The organism is Devosia sp., assembly GCF_028290645.1.
Classification (GTDB): Bacteria; Pseudomonadota; Alphaproteobacteria; order Rhizobiales; family Devosiaceae; genus Devosia_A.
The window spans coordinates 1-17746 of record NZ_JAQGJL010000223.1; the positions used below are offsets into that span (position 1 = coordinate 1).

At 66.4% G+C, this 17746-nt stretch carries 17 protein-coding genes and 1 pseudogene; 10 read left to right on the forward strand and 8 right to left on the reverse strand.

Going from position 1 to position 17746, the window contains the following annotated elements; translation table 11 throughout:
* From JWQ89_RS12665 to JWQ89_RS12695, 7 genes and pseudogenes are all read left to right on the forward strand, one after another.
* Positions 1-969, forward strand: a pseudogene (locus tag JWQ89_RS12665) (transketolase); the annotation flags it as partial.
* Positions 970-1219: 250 nt separating this feature from the next.
* On the forward strand, positions 1220-2818 hold the full coding sequence (locus JWQ89_RS12670; RefSeq protein ID WP_299641550.1) for a peptide ABC transporter substrate-binding protein: 1599 nt from the start codon (positions 1220-1222) through the stop codon (positions 2816-2818).
* A 79-nt stretch (positions 2819-2897) separates the two neighbouring features.
* Positions 2898-4670: an ABC transporter ATP-binding protein gene (locus JWQ89_RS12675; RefSeq protein WP_299641553.1), complete on the forward strand. Its 1773-nt coding sequence runs from the start codon at positions 2898-2900 to the stop codon at positions 4668-4670.
* Between the two features lie 13 nt (positions 4671-4683).
* On the forward strand, positions 4684-5613 hold the full coding sequence (locus JWQ89_RS12680; RefSeq protein WP_299641555.1) for an ABC transporter permease: 930 nt from the start codon (positions 4684-4686) through the stop codon (positions 5611-5613).
* Positions 5610-6506, forward strand: a complete 897-nt coding sequence (locus JWQ89_RS12685) for an ABC transporter permease (RefSeq protein WP_299641558.1) — start codon at positions 5610-5612, stop codon at positions 6504-6506. The genes JWQ89_RS12680 and JWQ89_RS12685 overlap by 4 nt, the downstream gene beginning before the upstream one ends.
* 1 nt (position 6507) lies before the next feature.
* On the forward strand, positions 6508-7713 hold the full coding sequence (locus JWQ89_RS12690) for an aminotransferase class V-fold PLP-dependent enzyme (RefSeq protein WP_299641561.1): 1206 nt from the start codon (positions 6508-6510) through the stop codon (positions 7711-7713).
* Positions 7714-7772: 59 nt separating this feature from the next.
* On the forward strand, positions 7773-8531 hold the full coding sequence (locus tag JWQ89_RS12695; protein WP_299641563.1) for an FCD domain-containing protein: 759 nt from the start codon (positions 7773-7775) through the stop codon (positions 8529-8531).
* Here JWQ89_RS12695 and JWQ89_RS12700 read toward each other — a convergent pair.
* Complete coding sequence (locus JWQ89_RS12700; RefSeq protein ID WP_299641566.1) at positions 8506-9006, reverse strand: HPP family protein; 501 nt, start codon at positions 9004-9006, stop codon at positions 8506-8508. The genes JWQ89_RS12695 and JWQ89_RS12700 overlap by 26 nt on opposite strands.
* Before the next feature lie 95 nt (positions 9007-9101).
* Positions 9102-9563: a YaiI/YqxD family protein gene (locus JWQ89_RS12705; RefSeq protein WP_299641567.1), complete on the reverse strand. Its 462-nt coding sequence runs from the start codon at positions 9561-9563 to the stop codon at positions 9102-9104.
* A 78-nt stretch (positions 9564-9641) separates the two neighbouring features.
* On the opposite strand from JWQ89_RS12705, the gene JWQ89_RS12710 reads away from it, so the two are divergent.
* Positions 9642-10064, forward strand: coding sequence for a hypothetical protein (locus JWQ89_RS12710; RefSeq protein ID WP_299641569.1), 423 nt, complete (start codon positions 9642-9644; stop codon positions 10062-10064).
* Here JWQ89_RS12710 and JWQ89_RS12715 read toward each other — a convergent pair whose 3' ends face one another.
* Entirely contained in the window at positions 10065-10439 is a 375-nt protein-coding gene (locus JWQ89_RS12715) for a VOC family protein (RefSeq protein WP_299641571.1), read from the reverse strand.
* Positions 10440-10537: 98 nt separating this feature from the next.
* Between JWQ89_RS12715 and JWQ89_RS12720 the strand changes: the two genes are divergently transcribed.
* Entirely contained in the window at positions 10538-11002 is a 465-nt protein-coding gene (locus tag JWQ89_RS12720; protein ID WP_299641573.1) for an L-2-amino-thiazoline-4-carboxylic acid hydrolase, read from the forward strand.
* Here JWQ89_RS12720 and JWQ89_RS12725 read toward each other — a convergent pair.
* Together JWQ89_RS12725 and JWQ89_RS12730 are read right to left on the reverse strand one after the other, a co-directional pair.
* The gene (locus JWQ89_RS12725; RefSeq protein WP_299641575.1) at positions 10982-12010 is read right to left on the reverse strand and encodes a P1 family peptidase; all 1029 of its coding nucleotides are present in this window, start codon (positions 12008-12010) and stop codon (positions 10982-10984) included. The two genes, JWQ89_RS12720 and JWQ89_RS12725, sit on opposite strands and share 21 nt — an antisense overlap.
* A 19-nt stretch (positions 12011-12029) precedes the next feature.
* Entirely contained in the window at positions 12030-13352 is a 1323-nt protein-coding gene (locus JWQ89_RS12730; protein ID WP_299641578.1) for a tetratricopeptide repeat protein, read from the reverse strand.
* 93 nt (positions 13353-13445) lie between these two features.
* Between JWQ89_RS12730 and JWQ89_RS12735 the strand changes: the two genes are divergently transcribed.
* Positions 13446-14231 carry an alpha/beta hydrolase gene (locus tag JWQ89_RS12735; RefSeq protein ID WP_299641581.1) on the forward strand — a complete coding sequence of 262 codons (786 nt, stop codon included), beginning with the start codon at positions 13446-13448 and terminating at the stop codon, positions 14229-14231.
* Between the two features lie 12 nt (positions 14232-14243).
* Here JWQ89_RS12735 and JWQ89_RS12740 read toward each other — a convergent pair whose 3' ends face one another.
* The 3 genes from JWQ89_RS12740 to JWQ89_RS12750 form a co-directional block, all read right to left on the reverse strand.
* The gene (locus tag JWQ89_RS12740; RefSeq protein WP_299641583.1) at positions 14244-14984 is read right to left on the reverse strand and encodes an SDR family oxidoreductase; all 741 of its coding nucleotides are present in this window, start codon (positions 14982-14984) and stop codon (positions 14244-14246) included.
* A gap of 141 nt (positions 14985-15125) precedes the next feature.
* On the reverse strand, positions 15126-16583 hold the full coding sequence (locus tag JWQ89_RS12745) for an aldehyde dehydrogenase family protein (RefSeq protein WP_299641587.1): 1458 nt from the start codon (positions 16581-16583) through the stop codon (positions 15126-15128).
* A 5-nt stretch (positions 16584-16588) separates the two neighbouring features.
* Positions 16589-17746: ABC transporter ATP-binding protein (locus JWQ89_RS12750; RefSeq protein WP_299641584.1), on the reverse strand; the 1158-nt coding region annotated here is incomplete at its 5' end.

Sequence of the window (17746 nt, forward strand, 5' to 3'; positions counted from 1 at the left end):
ATCCCGAGCGCGCAGAAGTGGCAGTTCACGCCCGACGGCCAGCACATCGAGCTCGGTATCGCCGAGATGAACCTCTTCCTGCTGCTCGGCGCCGCCGGGCTCAGCCACTCGCTGTTCGGCGAGCGCCTCCTGCCGGTGGGGACGCTCTACGACCCATTCATCGCCCGCGGCCTCGATGCCCTGAACTATGCCTGCTATCAGGACGCCCGCTTCCTCCTCGTCGCCACCCCGTCCGGCGTTTCGCTTGCCGGTGAAGGCGGCGCGCACCAGTCGGTCGGCACCCCGCTGATCGGCATGGCGCAGGATGGGCTGGCCTCATTCGAGCCCGCCTTCGCCGACGAACTGGCGGTGATCATCGACTGGGCCTTCGACTACATGCAGCGCGACGGCAGCGACCGCGCCGATCTCGCCGACTGGCCGCGCGACGTCTCGGGCGGCTCGGTCTATCTCCGCCTCTCGACCCGCAGCATCGAGCAGCCGCCGCGCCAGATCGACGCAGCCCTCGCCAACGACATCATCCGCGGCGGCTACTGGCTGCTGCCCCCGACACCCAATTGCGAGGCGATCATCGCTTATCAAGGCGTGCTCGCCAGTGAGGCCATCACTGCCGCGGGCATGGTCGGCGGCGACCGACGCAACGTCGCGGTGCTCGCCATCACCTCCGCGGATCGGCTCAACGCGGGCTGGCACGGTGCGCAGCGGGCGCGCCTACACGGCGCTCTCGATGCCACCTGCCATATCGAGGCGCTCCTCGCCCAGGCGCCAGATAGTGCGGCGCTCGTAACCGCCATCGACGGCCACCCGGCGACGCTCGGCTGGCTCGGCAGTGTCCGGGGCCACCGCGCCATCACGCTGGGGGTCGAGCATTTCGGCCAGACCGGCACTGTCACGGACCTCTACCGCCATTTCGGCATAGACGCCGCGGCCATTGCCCACGCCGCCCGCAGCCTGTTCGGCGGCCGGCGGTGACCGTCGGCTGAACGATGTCAACCTTGTCATCTGAGGCGACAAACGCCTTGCCAACCCAACCCGGAGTTGTCAGACATATGTCATAAGGCCGATCGCGAGGGGAAGACGAGCGGCTTGAAACCGGCTTCCGGCAGGGCGTCTGTCCCGGCGGCCGATCATGCGAGACCCGTTCGGAGCACGGTACGCCGAGGTTCCGCCCGGGCACAGGGGACGTCAAGCAACTAGCTCTGCAACAAGGAGGGAGCTTTTTATGAACGCACTGCTGAAATTCGCAGGTGCGCTGGTAGCGATGGCCGGATTATCCGCGCCCGCGTTGGCCCAAGGCAGTATCGTGTCGCCTGGCCAGTCATCGACCGGCACCTACATGGACTACATGAAGACGGTTTACGCCCGCGCCACCGGGTCGGAATCGCTTCAGGTGCCGCTGACCAGCTTCGACAAGGACTTCACCCTCACCGGCCTTGCCGCCGAGAGCTGGACGCAGTCCGCCGATGGCCTGACCTGGACCTTCAAGCTGCGCGACGGCCTCGTGTGGAGCGACGGCCAGCCGCTGACCTCGACCGACTACGTCTTCGCGCTGCAGCGCGCCGCGACCAGCGGCTACGATTTCGCCTGGTACTGGGACTTTGCCGGCGGGATCAAGAACTGGAAGGAAGTGACGGAAGGCAAGGCGGACGTTTCGACCCTCGGCCTCAAGGCCGTCGACGACAAGACCATCGAAGTCACCACCAACGCCCCCAAGCCCTACCTGCCGAGCGTCGTGAGCCTGTGGTACCCGGTGCCCAAGCACCAATGGGACAAATACGGCGACGACTGGGCAACCAATATCGACACGGTGATCACATCCGGCCCGTTCATCCTCAAGAGCTGGGTGAAAACCAACAACGCCGTGGTCCTCGCCAAGAGCCCGACCTATACCGGTCCCTGGCCCGCACAGCTCGATGAACTGACCATCGACCCCTCGTTCGGCGATCCCGCCGTCGGCATGACCGCTTACATGGCGGGCGATGTCGACATGACCGGCCTGAACGCCGGGCAGATCCCGGTCGCCGAGCAGCGTTTCGCCGACCAGATCCGCAAGAACGCCGTGTTCGCGGTCTCCTACATCTCGTTCGACCTCAACTCCCCGCCCTTCGACAATGTCGACGTGCGCAAGGCCATGTACTACGCCGTCGACCGGAACGAACTGACCTCGACCGTGCTCAAGAACATCGCTGTTCCAGCCGGCTCGATCCTCACTCCCGGCTACCCGGGCTACAATCCGGAAATCGCCGCCCAGGCCGTGTACGACCCGGCCAAGGCCAAGGAATTCATGGCCAAGGCCGGTTACCCCGACGGCAAGGGCTTCCCGGATGTCGAGATCTGGTACCGTGAAGAAGGTGGTTACAACAGCGCCATCCTGCCCCCGATGTCGCAGTACCTGCAGGCCAAGTTCAAGGAAGTCCTCGGCATCAACATGTCGATCAAGTCCATGCCGACCAAGGACTGGATGGATGGCCTCTTGAACAAGAAGAACAACCTGTTCATCGCGCCCTATGAATACGATTACCTCGACCCGTCCAACTTCTTCGGGATCTTCTACAATGGCGGTCGTCACGACTACCATATCGATGCCTACGACAAGCTGGTCGAGCAGGCCGACTCCAACCCGGTGTGGGAAGAGCGCGTGAAGCTCTATTCCCAGGCCGAACAGGTGCTGATCGACAACGCCGCAATCGTGCCGCTGGTGCATCCGATCACCATGATGCTGTTCAGCGACAAGCTTGGCGGCGACGCAGCGTCGCCCAACAAGCAGGGCTTCACGCCCCAGGTCGGCGCGTATTTCAACACCCACCTGACCAAGCAGTAACACTGATCGCGGGCTCTCCGGCAACTGCCGGGGAGCCACTCTTTTTGGCCGGACGCCCCCGGGCGCCTATCCAGGTTGCATGATGAAACTTGTCGATATCGTCGGATTGCGGGTCAGCTTCCGCCAGCATGCCGGAGTGGTCGATGCCGTCCGCGGCGTCAGCCTGCATGTCGAAGAGGGCGAAAGCGTCGGCATTGTCGGCGAGTCCGGTTCGGGCAAATCCGTCACCTGCATGGCGTTGATGCGCCTCCTCGGCGGTGCGGCCGATGTGAGCGCAGACTCCATGGTGCTCGATGGCGTGAATGTTCTCGACGCTAATGCCAGGACCATGTCTGCCCTCCGCGGCAAGTCCGCGGCGATGATCTTTCAGGATCCGATGACCGCGTTCGACCCGGTGTTCACCATCGGGCACCAGATCGTCGAAACGATCCGTACCCACCGCAGGATCTCGAAGGCCGAGGCGCGCGAGGAGACCGTGAGGCTGCTCGAGCGCGTCGAGATCAAGAACGCGCGGGATGTCCTCGGATACTACCCGCACCAGCTTTCCGGCGGAATGCTGCAGCGCGCGATGATCGCGATGGCGCTTTCCTGCCGGCCCAAGGTCCTGATCGCCGACGAGCCGACCACGGCTCTGGACGTCACCATCCAGGCGCAAATCCTGCAGCTCATCAAGCAGCTGCAGAAAGAGTTCGGCATGGCGCTGATCATGATCACCCATGACCTGGGTGTCATCGCCGAAACCGTCGACCGCGTCGTCGTGATGTATGGCGGCAAGGTGATGGAGGAAGGGCCGGTCGAGCAGATCTTCGACAACCCGCGCCACAGCTACACCCAGACATTGCTCGGCAGCCTCAAGGCCGCCGTGGTCAACTCCCCCGCCGCCGAGGAGCCCCAAAGTGCGGCGCCGGCGCTGGAACTGCGCGACCTCTCGAAGATCTTCGTGCTGAAGCGCCGTGGCAGGATCTTCCACACCCTGGTCGACCATCAGGCTGTCAAGGGCGTCAACCTCGTCCTGCCGCGCAACAAGATCATTGGGCTGGTCGGCGAGTCCGGTTCGGGCAAGACCACCACGGGCCTAATGGCGATGCGGCTGATCGAGCCCACCAACGGCCAGGTGCTGGTCGATGACAGCGACATCTCGACCCTCGATCACACCTCGCTCAAGGGCTTCCGCCGACGCATGCAGGTGGTGTTCCAGGACAGCTATTCGGCGCTCGACCCGATGATGACGCTGGCGCAGATCGTCGCCGAGCCGCTGAACATCCATGGCGTCGGCACGTACCGCAAGCAGACCGAGCAGGCGCTCGACTGGCTCGAGCGGGTCGGTCTCGACCGCAATTTCGGCCAGCGCTATCCGCACGAGTTGTCGGGCGGGCAGCGGCAGCGCGTCGCCATCGCCCGGGCGCTGATCCTCGAGCCGACGGTGCTGGTGGCCGACGAGCCGACCTCGGCGCTGGACGTCACCGTCAAGGCCCAGATCATCGGGCTGCTGAAACAGCTGCAGCAGCAGCTCGGCCTCTCGATGCTGTTCATCAGCCACGACCTGAGCGTGGTCCGGGCGCTCACCGACGAGGTAGTGGTCATGTACCGCGGCCGCGTCGTCGAACAGGCGCCGACCGCCGCGATCTTCGCCCGCCCGCAGCACCCCTACACGCGCTCGCTGATCGACGCCATTCCAGTCTCCAACCCGCGCGACCGGCGCCTGAGGAGCTTCCTCAGCGCCGCCGACATCGCCAATGCCACGCCGCGCCTGTCGCGTTCCGCTCTCGCCGCTGATGCCGACGCGGCGGAGCTGCCGCAACTCGTCGCCTTCGCCCCCGGCCATCTGGTCGAAGCCGTCGTTACGCAATGAGGGAGCCCGGTCGATGATCCTCTACATTCTCAAACGCCTGGGCTCGATCGCGGTCACTTTCTTCGTGGTCTCGGTCGCCGTCTTCCTGATGATGCACGCCATTCCGGGCGGGCCGTTCGACGGCAACGACATGCCGCTGTCGGAGGCGGTGCGCGCCAAGCTGATGGCGCGTCTCGGCCTCGATCAGCCGCTCTACGTGCAGTACCTCAATTACATGTGGGGCGTGCTGCAACTCGATTTCGGCGTTCCCTACCAGAGCCCCGGTGAAACTGTGCTGCAGCTTCTGGCCAATGCCTGGCCGCCCAGCCTGCTCCTCGGCGGGCTCGGTGTGCTGATCGGCGCGCCACTGGGCATCCTGCTCGGAATGGCGGCCGCGCTGCGCCGCAACACCTGGATCGACTACATCGCCTCGGGCATCGCAACGCTTGGGCTCACCATCCCGGTCTTCGTCATCTCGATGCTGCTGATCCTCGTGTTCGCGGTCTGGCTCAACTGGCTGCCCGCCAGTGGCTGGGGCAAGCCGGAACGCTGGATCCTGCCGATCATAGCTTATGCGGCGATCCCGCTCGCCACCTATGCCCGCTACACCCGCTCGGCGATGCTCGACACGCTCAACCGTCCGTTCGTCACGGCGCTGCGCGCCAAGGGGCTCAGCGAGCGGCGGATCATCTTCCAGCACGTCTTGCGCAACTCGGCGATCCCGATGGTGACGGTGTTCCTGCCGATGTTCATAGGCACCGCCACCGGCTCGATCTTCGTCGAGGCGATGTTCCGGGTTCCCGGACTCGGCTCGTTCTTCGTGTCTTCGATCGAGAACCGGGACTATCCGCTTGAAATGGCGCTGGTTCTGATCGTGACGCTGATGTTCTGCATCGCCTACCTCTTGTCCGACATCGCCTATGCGCTGCTCAATCCCCGTATCCGTGTGGAGGGCCGGCAGTGACCGACATCCAGGCTCCCGGACTGGCCGTCGCGCCGGCATATCGCCAGCGCAGCCCGCTCTACTTCGCCTGGCGGCGCTTCGCCGCCAACAAGGCTGCCGTGGTCGCCGGCGCCGTGCTGCTGCTGATCATCCTCGCCGCAATCTTAGCGCCGCTGTTCACCCGCACCGGCCCCGATACCCAGGCCTATCTCACGGAGGCGCTGGCGCCCCCATCGGCCGAGCACTGGTTCGGCATCGATGATCTCGGCCGCGACTTCTTCACGCGCATCATCTACGGGGCCCGCGTGTCGGTCAGCATTGGCTTTGCCGCGGCGCTGTTCTCGGTGCTGGTCGGCATTCCGCTAGGCGCCATCGCCGGCTATTTCGGCGGCAAGGCCGACTGGATCATCATGCGCGTCATCGAGCTGTTCTCGGTGGTGCCGCCGCTGCTCGCGGCGATGCTGCTGGGCACGATGACGCGCGGCGGTTTCTGGACCATCGTGTTCATCGCTGCGCTGTTCGGCTGGGTCGGCGTGTGCCTCCTGGTCCGCGCCCAGGTGAAGGCCTTCCGCGAGAAGGAGTTCGTGCGCGCCGCGCAGGCGCTCGGCGCCAGCCCCTGGTACATCATCCGCCGGCACCTCATACCGAACTCGATTTCGCCGATCATCATCGGGTTCGTGCTCTGCATCCCGATGGCCATGATGCTCGAGGCCAGTCTCAGCTTCCTCGGCATCGGCGTGCCGCCGCCGACCCCGAGCTGGGGCCAGATGATCAATACCGGCATGAACTTCATGTTCTTCTACTGGCACATGGCGGTCTTCCCGACCGCGGCGCTGGCCATCACCATCCTCGCGACCACGCTGTTCGGCGACGGGCTGCGCGATGCACTAGACCCCACACTGAAAGGGCGCTGACTTGTCCTCCAATCTTGCGCGGCACTTCCTCCTCCGGGACGATGTCGTCTTTCTCAATCACGGCTCTTTCGGCGCCTGCCCGCGGCCCGTGTTCGAGACCTACCAGGCCTGGCAGCTCGAACTCGAGCGCCAGCCCGTCGCCTTCCTCGGCCGCGACCTGACCGAGCGGATGCGCGTGCCGCGTGTGGCTCTCTCGGCCTTCCTCGGCACCGGCCCCGACAAGATCGTCGGCCTCGTCAACGCCACCGAAGGGCTCAACATCGTCGCCCAGTCGCTCGATCTCAAGGAAGGCGACGAGATTCTGACGACGGACCACGAGTATTCGGCCCTCGAAAAGACCTGGGCCTATGTCGCGCGCCGCACCGGCGCGAAGATCGTCACGGTCAAAGTGCCGATGCCGCTGGTCTCCGAGGAGGCGTTCACCCAGACCGTCCTCGCCGGCATCACCGACCGCACGCGCGTGCTGTTCCTCAGCCACATCACGTCGCCCACCGCGCTGGTCTTCCCGATCGAGCGGTCGATCCTCGAGGCGCGGAAGCGCGGCATCTGGACGGTCATCGACGGTGCTCATACACCCGGCCATATCCCGCTGAACCTCGATGCCATGGGCGTCGATTTCTACGCCGGCAATTGCCACAAGTGGCTGATGACGCCCAAGGGTTCGGCCTTCCTCTACGTCCGGCCGGAACTGCAGGGCATGATCAATCCGCTAGTGATCAGCCATGGCTGGACCGCGGACTCCAAGCTCCCCGACGCCAAGGGCGCGTTCGGCAACTCGCCGTTCATCGACGAACTCGAGATGCAGGGCACGCGCGATCCCGCCGCCTGGCTGACCGTTCCCGCCGCCATCCAGTTCCGCAAGGAACACGGCTGGGACGGCGTTGCCGCCTCCTGCCGCGAACTGGCGCAGGACACCGCCCGGCGCCTCGCGGCGCTCACCGGCCTTGCGCCGCTCAGCACGCCCGAGTTCTGCGCCCCGCAAATGGTATCGATGCCGATCCCCGATACCGAAGTGCTCGAACTTTCGAAGGCGCTGATGGCGCGCTATGCCATCGAGCTCCCAGTGCTCAAGTGGCAGGATCACACGATCGTCCGCGTCTCGGTGCAGGGCTACAACTCGAAGGCGCAGATGGACACACTGATCGGGGCGCTCACCGAACTTCTCGATCTGGAGCGGAGGCCGGAGCTGGCGCGTCAGCACGGCTGACAAAGCCCGCCAAGTGTGCTGAAAGTGCGACACGGCAAGCGGTAGCCGGAGGAGCGGACGTGACACGGAACGGGGCCCTGAGCTATCTCGAACCGCTTGAAACCCGGACGCGCGGGGTTGCCGTGCTGGATGCGCTCGCCGACATGATCGACCGCGCCGGCCTCGTGGTCGGCGATCGCCTGCCCCCCGAGGTGGCGCTGGCGACGACGCTCGGCGTCGGCCGGTCGACCATTCGCGAGGCCCTCAACCGCTGGGAGGGCCTTGGCATCATCAGGCGCCGCCGCGGCGACGGCACTTACCTCGCCGCCCGCATCCAGACCTCGAAGAGCCTGGTTCCCACCATGATCCGGCTTGAGGGCGAGGCCCTGCTTCGCCTCATCGAGGTCCGCCGGGCGCTCGAGAACGACGTGGTCCGCATGGCCACCGTCAAGGCCGCCCCCACGCAGCGCAGCGAGATCGCCCGCCTTTGCGACGAATTGCTGGTCGAGGTTGATGCCCGCCGCAACTGGCACAAGGCGGACTCGGCATTCCACAGCGCGATCTACGACGCATCGGGCAATCCGATGTTCGGCCATATCCTCAGCCGCCTCGACGAGGCGCTGGAGCGCTCGAGCGAGTCGCCGTTCGGCCGCGACGATTTCGGTCTCGCTTCGTTCCCGCCGCACCGCGAACTCGCCGACGCCATCGTGGCGGCCGACGAGCAGCGCGCCTGCCGCGCCATCCACGGCATCCTCGACCTGGTCGCGGCGGAAATCCGCGACATCATCGACGGGGGACTGCTGCCGACCGGCGCTAGCCCGGCCGGCGCGGATAGGTAACGCGCGGCGGCAGCCGGTGGTGCACGAGCGCCACCGCCACGAGGCAGGCTGCGCCTGCCGTCACCGTCAAGAACAGCATCTCGGCATGCATGTGGGTCGAGAAGGCCACCAGCGGCACGGCCCCCGCCGGCGGATGGGTCACGCGCAGCAGCAGCATCGCCGCGATCACCAGCCCCACAGCGATGGTGGCGATCCACCAGGCCGAGGGCGCTAGCGCCAGCATGCCCACGCTGATCGCCGCCGCCACCAGATAGCCGCCGAAGATGTTGGCCGGTTGGGCCAGCGGGCTCTCGGCCTGCCCGAACAGGAGCACGGCCGTCGCCCCGAACGGCGCCAGGAGCATCGGCAGCCCGGTCCAGGCGGCGAGGCCGCCCACCAGCGTCATGGCCACGATCGCCCCGATGCCGGATTTCAGGTGCGAAAGCGTCTGGCCGCGCGGCTCGTGCCGGTGGATGAAATGGAGAAGACGGCGCAAGGCTGGAGTACTCGGGCGGGAAAACGGTGCACGTTTGAAGCGCAGATTGCCGCCTCTTTCAAGAGCACCCTGCACATTCCCGTGCGACTTCGGTCTCAGCCGGCCTGCCGCTTGGCCCGCTGCACCGCCGCGTCGAATTCGTGGAGGAAGTTGGCGCGGTCCCTGGCGGTGAACCCGGCGTTGTAGCCCTTGCTCTCACCGGTCTCGCGCAGGTGCTGGTTCAGTTCGCGCATGGCGAGCGCCATGCCGATCGAGTGCTCGGTGAACGGTTTGCCGGTCGGACCCAGGACGATCGCCCCGTTCTTCAGCGCCCGGCTGGCCAGCGGAATGTCCGAGGTCACCACCAGGTCGTTCGCTCCGGCGTGCTCGACGATCCAGTCGTCCGCCGCATCGGCGCCCTGCGGCACCATCACGTTGCGGATCATCGGATCGCGCGACGGCCGCAGCCCGAAATTGGCAACGAATGTCGTCACGAGACCATGCCGCCCGGCGACGCGCAGCACCTCGTCCTTCACCGGCGAGGCATCGGCATCCACAAAGATCTGCGGCACGGCCAAACTAGATCACTCCATTGCACAATCGCGCCGCAATGAGGGCGCACCGGTGGCACAATAGCAACGACACCGGATTCGCCGATGCGCATTTTGCCGCTTTGCCTGCTCCTCGCCGTCCCGCTCCTCGCTGCCTGCGACAGCAACACCCCGAAGGCGCCAGCCGACAAGGCCGCGGCGACAACTACTGCCAAGGTCACGCCGCCCAAGGCAACCGCCGCAACGGCAAAGCTCCCGGCAGGCGCCCGCCCGCTGATCGGCAGCTGGGCCGCCGACGCATCGGGCTGTAGTGATGCCACCTCGCTCACCGTCGTCTCAGCAGCAAGCTACGCCGTCGGCGCCAAGAGCTGCGAGATCGCGCTGACCGACAACAAGGACGGCACATTCAGCACCTCCTGCGGCAGCCAAAAGCTCTCCTTTACCCCGATCTTCGGGCCGACAGGCGAAGGCATCCGCATCGCCGCCGGCGAGGGAAAGCCGGCGACCGTGTTCCGCTGCAAGAAGTAGCTACATGCCCTGAACGAAGCCGAGAATGTTGCCCTCGGAGTCCTTGGTCCACGCGTTCTTGACCTGGCCGAAGGTGGCGACACCATTCTCTGTCTTCAGGTCCGGCAGGTCGTAGTCCAGGAACACTATGCCCTTGCCGCGCATCGCCCGCATGTCGGCGTCGAGGTCTGGGCTGTCGAAGGTGATGAGCGTGTGCTGGGCCGTGCCGGCAAAGTCCGACTTGTACAGAAACACCGTCCCCCCGTTCAACTGGTAGTTGGCGCCGTAGTCTTCCTGGCTCACAGGCTTCAGTCCCAGTTTGTCGGCATACCAGGCGACAGCGCGCTCGATATCCTTGGCGGGTAGCATGGTGGTGGCTTTGCGGTCGGCGAACATAGGTCTCTCCCTGTTGGCTTCACCCACGGCGATGCGTCCCAGTGGGTTTCCGCATCGGGCCGATGCTGGCATCATCGCACGATTTCGGAGACCATCCCATGACGCCGTTCGAACGCATAACTCTGCAGGTCCAGGCCCAGATCCCGCTGGTCCGCGCCATGGAGGCGACGCTGGGCAAGGAACGGGCACACGCGTTGGTGCGCGAGGCGCTCGACAAGGCCAACCGGGCGATGGTCGCGCAACGCGGGGCGCTGCTCGATATCCCTACGCTCGCCACGGAGTTCGCGGGCTTCGGCGAAGGCGTGCGCTACGAATTTGAGACGCTCGAGCAGACCGACACGCTGCTGCGCAACCAAGTGAACCACTGCGATTATGCCGAGTTCATGGAGCAGATCGGCGCCCGCGACTTGGGCGAACTGCTGATCTGCAACGGCGACTTCGCCATGGCCGACGAGCTCGGCCTGAGGCTCGAGCGCACCAAGACCTGCATGAACGGCGATGGCATGTGCAACTTCTGCTACCACGTGAAAGCTGAGCCGGTGTCAGCCGCAAGCGCCCCCTGAGGGATCAGCCCCCCACTTCTCCCGCCAGGTCGGCACCGGATCCCCCGGCGCCGGCGTCGCGAGATAGATCGCCCGCGCCATCGCCCGGCTCAGGCAAACCGCCGCCGCATGCCCCAGCTGCAGCGCATTCAGCACCGGCGTCGTGATGGGTCGCGCGCCCGTCGACACCGAAAAGATCAGGTCGCCGTCGACCTGCGTATGGGCGGGGCTGGCGCCGCGCGCGATCCCGTCCTGCGCCGCCACGGCGAAGCGCTTCAGCTGTGCCTTGGTCAGGTCCGCATCGGTCGCGACAATGGCGATCGTGGTGTTGGCGATCGGGCTCACCCAGTCGCGCTTCGAACGCGCCGTCTGCTCGAAGTCCATGGGTGCCGCCAGTGGCCCAAGGCCGCCGAACTCGCCATCCACCTCGAACGGCGCGGCCCAGAAGTGCCGGCTGTCGCCCATCGTGACGCTGCCGGTAGGATTGGCCACCACCAATGCCCCGACGGTGAATCCGCCCGGGATCACCAGCGAAGCCGAGCCCAGCCCGCCCTTGAGGTTCGCCGTCAGCGCCCCGACGCCGGCTCCCGCAGTGCCGAGCGCAAAATCGACCCCGGCATTCGCCAGCGCCGTTAGGCCGAGCGCGCGGTACGGGTTCTCGTCCCAGTCCTTGTCGCCATTGTTGAGCAGGTCGAAGATGATCGCCCCCGGCACGATCGGCACTGTGGCCCTCTCGACCTTGAAGCCTCGCCCCATCTTCCGCAGCCCGTCGCTCACCCCGGACGCTGCATCGAGCCCGAAGGCCGAGCCGCCCGAGAGCACCAGCGCATCCACTTCCTCGACCAGCTTGTCCGGCGCCAGCAGTTCCGTCTCGCGCGACCCGGGCGAACCGCCCATCACGTCGACCGAAGCCCGGAACGGCCGATCCGCCACCAGCACGGTCGAGCCGGTCTTGATGCGGTGATCTTCGGAATTGCCGACCCGGAGCCCCTCCACGTCGGTGATCAGATTGCGCGGTCCGGTTTTCATCCGGGCTCCTTCTCGTTGTCTACGCAGCCGCTCCCAGCCGCTCGTTCACCAGTGCCAGGGCAGCGTTCACCGGCACGCCATCCGGGTCCCAAGTCCGCCGCATCTCCAGCATCTGCTGCGCGATCGCCCAGTTGCCGAGCTTCAGGTGTGCATCGAGCAACAATTGCCCGAACAGGTCGCGCTGCGCGTGGCTGCCGCCGATCTCAGTCATCCGTGGATTCGCCACCGATAGCCACTTCGCCGCCGCCGCATGGTCGCCCCGCGCATGCGCCAGCATCCCACGCGCCGCCGGCAGTGCCACTTCCCGCCACACCACCCGGTCGAACGCCGTCGACCTCGCCGCCTTCTCCTCCACCGCCCGCATCAGTTCGTCCGCCTCCGCCCGATCGGCCCGCGCCAGCCCGTAGAGATACTGCAGCGTCAGGAACGGCTGGATGGTGTCGTGCCCCCTGCCCCGCATGTGGTCCGCCACATCCTCCCAGCGGTTGCCGACATCCATGCCGGCGACCTCCATCCGCGCCAGCAGCGACACCGCGCCGACCTGGTCCTGCGAATAGCCCGGCTCGATCCCCCAGACGTGGTTGTCATAGGCGTCGAACACCGCGGCGTTGTCGCCCTGGCTGATGTGGAACAGCGCCTTGTGCCACCAGTTGTGCGTGTACATGAACGAGTTGAGGTCCACCCAGGTCGCCTGTGCCTCCGCTAGGAACTGCACCCCCTCCTCTACCCGCCCGGTCCCCAGCATCACATGCGCCAGCGCATGCTGCGCCCATGGCTCCTTGGTCTTGAGCCGCAGCGCCAGCCGCGCCTCGAGCTCCGCGGTTTCGAGGTCGTGCATCTGCTCATAGCCGAAGGCCAGCATGCCGTGGAGATGCGGGCTCTCCGGGTTCGCCGCCTCCGCCGCCTTGGCGATCCGCAGCATGTTGCGCGCATCGCCGCGGTTGAAGCTGAAATACTGGTGCAGTTTCACCGAGGCGAGATCGCGCGGATAGCGCGCCACGATCTCGTCGCCGATCGCCTGCACCGCCGGCACGTCGTCGGCAATCCAGCGCTCGAGCTGCCTAAGCAGCATCCGCTCGCGCTCGTTCGCCCCTTCGGCAGCCGCTTCGGCGCGCTGCAGGTAGCCCGACGCCACGCGCTTGGCGCCCTCGGCCTCGAGGAACATCCAGGTGAAGCCGGCATAGGTGTTGGCCAGCACCGAATCCGGCTCGCCATCGGCCGCCGTGACAATGTTGCCCGCCTTCTTCTCGTAGCCGAGAAAACCGGTGACGAAATCGTCGATCCCCTGAAGCGTCGCGCGCTCGGCGCGGCTCACTTCATTTCCGAGGGCATCCTGTGCCATGTTCGCAATGCCGCTTTGCTCAATGGGTCAAATATAGCCTCCGCGCCGAGCCTGTCCACGCTGCGGCCTAGCAAATAAGATCGAGAAACCAGCATGCCGCAGTTCCAGAACGGTCGCGCCTCGGTCCACTACGAAATCCTCGGCCAGGGCAGACCGCTGCTGCTGATCGCCGGAACCGCGAGTGACGGCGCCAGCTGGGAACCACTGCTGCCGCTCCTGCCCGATCGGCAGTTGATCCTCATCGACAACCGCGCCTCCGGCCAGACCAGGGTCGATGGGCCGGTCGAACTCACCGAGATGATCTCCGACTGTGCCGCGCTGCTCGACCATCTCGGGCTCGGCCCGATCGATGTGGTGGGCCACTCCCTCGGCGGCTTCCTCGGCCTCGCCCTCGCCGCCAACCACCCAGAGAAGGTCTCGCGTCTTGTGACGATGGGGGCAGGCACCCTCTCGGGCAAGGAGCGTGTCCTGCTCCGCGACATGTCTCGGCTCTACTTCACCGTGCCGCCGACCGACTGGTTCCGGCTGCTCTTCCAATGGCTGTTCTCGACCCCGTTCTTCGCCGACGAAGCCAACGTCGCCGCAGCCGCCGCCGCGTCCACCGCCTACCAGTTCCGCCAATCCCCCGGCGACTTCGCCCGGCAGGTGGCCGCGATCGACCGGGCCCCGGCCATCGATTTCTCCCGGGTTGCGTGCGAGGTCCTCGCGATCTCTGGCGATCTCGACCTGCTCGCCCCTCAGTCGGCCGTGACGGAGCTGCACCGGGCCGTGCCGGGGACGCAGTACGTCACCATTCCCAATGTCGCGCACTCCATCCACCGGGAGGCACCGCGGGCGGCGGCGGATGCGATCGACGCGTTCCTGCGCGAGGAGGACTGAGCCCTCCGGGTCCTATATCACCCGCCCGCCATCCACCTCGAGCGCCACGCCGGTGATCATCGAAGCCTCGTCCGAACAGAGGAAGCACGCCGCGTTCCCCATATCCTCCGGCGTCGAGAAGCGCCCGAGCGGTATGGTCGCGAGGAACTTTGCCCGAATCTCCGGCGTATCCTCGCCCATGAAGGTCTTGAGCAACGGCGTCTCGCCTGCCACCGGGTTGATAGCGTTGACCCGCACGCCGAGCGGCGCCAGCTCCACCGCCATCGATTTGGTCGCCGTCACCATCCAGCCCTTCGACGCGTTGTACCAGCTGAGCCGCGGCCGCGGGCTCACCGCGGCGGTCGAGGCGACGTTGAGGATCGCCCCCTTCCGGTTGGCCTTCATATGCGGCACCAGGTGCCGGGCGGTCAGGTAGACGGACTTCATGTTCACCGCGAAGACGCGGTCGAAATCAGCCTCCGAGATATCGTCGAGCGCCGCCGGAAGGTGCGAAACGCCGGCATTGTTGACGAGGATGTCGAGCTTGCCGAACGCCATCAGCGCCGCCGCCGCCAAGCCGTTGACGCTCTCGTCCTTGCTCACGTCGACCTGCTGCGCCTTGGCGCCCAGTTCCTTCGCCAGCGCCTCGGCGGCCTCGCCGTTGATATCAGCGATCATCACCCGTGCACCCTCGGCCACGAACTTGCGCACGATCCCCGCGCCGAACCCCGACGCTCCGCCGGTGACGATGGCGGTCTTGCCCGATAGTCTCATTCAAAGCCCCTTATCCGGCGCTGCCGCGCCACCTTCTCCCCCACGGGGAGAAGAACAGAACGCCGACGTTGCCGTCGGTACTCCCCTCCCCGCCGGGGAGAGAGGGTGGATCAGCCGCAGGCCGAGACGGCTGAGGGGCGCTCAGCCGTGCCATGCTGCCACGGTCTTGACCACGGTGAATCCATACAGCGACTCGAAACCCTTCTCACGGCCGTGGCCGGATTTGCCGACCCCGCCGAAGGGCAGCTCGACGCCGCCGCCGGCGCCGTAATTGTTGATGAACACCTGCCCGGCACGGATATCCCGAGCAAGGCGCATCTGGCGCCCTCCGTCCGCGCTCCAGACGCCGGCGATGAGGCCATAGTCCGTGCCATTTGCAATGCTGATCGCCTCCTCCTCGCTGTCGAAGGGAAGCACCACCTGCACCGGCCCGAAAATCTCGTCGCGGGCGAGGCTGTGGCTCGGGGCAATGTCGGCGACAAGCGCCGGGGCGACGAAATGGCCGCCCGGCGGCAGGTCGGCCGGAAGCTTGGTGCGAGCCGCGATGCGGCCGGGAGCGATCCTGCCGAGGAAGCCCTCGACGATCTGCTGCTGGCGGCCGGAGACGAGCGGGCCGATGTCGAAGTCGCTCATCGCCGGGCCAACCTTTAGCGCGCGATAGCGCTCCGACATGCGGGCAACGACCTCGTCGGCGATCTGCCGCTGGACAAGGATTCGTGAGGCAGCCGAGCAGGTCTGGCCGGCGTTCTGCATGCCTCCGTTGACGAGGAAAGGCAGCGCGCGCTCGAGATCGGCATCGGCGAAGACGATCTGCGGCGACTTTCCGCCCAGCTCCAGCGTCACCGGAACGACGTTCTTCGCCGCAGCGGCCTGAACCAGCATGCCCACGGCGACCGAGCCGGTAAATGAGATATGGTCGACCCCGGGATGGCTGCTGAGCGCCGCCCCCACCTCTTCGCCGAGCCCGGGGACCACGTTGAACGCACCCTTGGGCAGGCCGGCTTCATCGGCGATAGCGGCGAAGGCGAGCGCCGTGAGGCAGGCTTCCTCGGCCGGCTTCAGCACCGCGGCATTCCCCGTGGCCAAGGCCGCGCCGATCGACCGGCCGACCATCTGCATCGGATAGTTCCAGGGCAGGATGTGCCCGGTGACACCGTGTGGCTGGCGCAGGGTGTAGACCGTGTAGCCCGGTTGATAGGGGATGGTCTCGCCCATGAACTTGTCGGCCGCCCCGCCGAAAAACTCGAGATATCGGGCGAGCGTGATGGCGTCGGCCTTGGCCTGCTTCAACGGCTTGCCGACATCGATCGCTTCGAGCCGCGCCAGCTCGTCGGCGCGCTCGAGCACCATGCGTGACATCTTCATCAGCAGGCGACCACGTTCGAAAGCAGGCGTCCTGCCCCACTCGCCGCGATAGGCCCCGCGCGCAGCGGCGACGGCGGCGTCCACGTCGGCCGCAGTGCCGCGTGCGAGCTGCGCGATGGTCTCGCCGGTCGAGGGGTTCTCGATGGGCAGGGTCTGCCCGCCGGTGGGGGTGACCCAGTGGCCACCGATGAAGCACTTTGACGGGTCGAACCAGAGGTTCAGCGGGGGTGTCATGTCGTTCATGGGTGAGGGAATACGCCTTCGTCCTCCCTCGCCGCAAGTGCCGCTTCGAGGTTAGGCGTCGCCGCCAGCAGCTCCTGCGTGTAGGGGTGTTTCGGCGCGCGGAACACCTCTTCGGTCGCCCCCTCCTCGACGATCTTACCCGCTCGCATCACCAGCACCCGGTCGGTAATCGATCGCACCACGGCCAGATCGTGCGAGATGAACAGGTAGCTCACCTGCAGTCGATCCGACAGATCGGCGAGCAGGTCCAGCACCTGCGCCCGCACTGATACGTCCAATGCCGACACGGCCTCATCGAGGATGATCAGGCTCGGCTCGATGATCAGCGCCCGCGCAATCGCGATGCGCTGGCGCTGCCCGCCCGAGAATTCGTGCACGTACTTTTCGCCGTCCGCTGCCGAGAGCCCCACCTCCTCCAGCGCCCGCGCGATCCGCTTCTCCCGCTCCACCCCGGTCGGCGCCGCCGAACCGAGCAGATGGAACGGCTCGCTCACCAGCCGGTCGACGCGATGGCGTGGGTTGAAGCTGCCATAGGGGTCTTGGAATACGACCTGCAGCTGTCGGCGCGTCGCAAAGCTTGCGCCCTTCTTCGGATCGATCGGGTCCCCGGCAATGGCGATCCGCCCGCCCTGGATCGGCTCCAGCGCCATGATGGCCCGCGCCAGGGTCGATTTGCCGGACCCGGACTCGCCCACCAGCCCGACATTCTCGCCCTTCTCGATCCTGAGGCTCGCGCCATCCACCGCCCGCAGCACCTGCTGCTTGCCGAACAGCCCGCGCCGCGGCAGTGGATACTCGCGCACCACATCGTCCACCTTGAGCACCGGCGTGCCCCCCGTCACCGCCGGCGGCACCCGCGGCGGCACATGCGAGGAGGCCTCGAACAGTGCCTTCGAGTAGGGATGCCTGAGGTTGCGGAACAGCGCCACCGTCGGCCCCGACTCCACCACCTCGCCGGCCCGCATGATCGACACCTTGTCGGCGAGCCCGGCCACCACGCCGAGATCATGGGTGATGAACATCATTCCCATGCCGTCCTCGTCGACGAGTTTCTGCAAGAGCTTCAGGATCTGTGCCTGCGTCGTCACGTCGAGGGCAGTCGTCGGCTCATCGGCGATCAGCAGTTTGGGCCGCATCGCGATCGCCATGGCGAT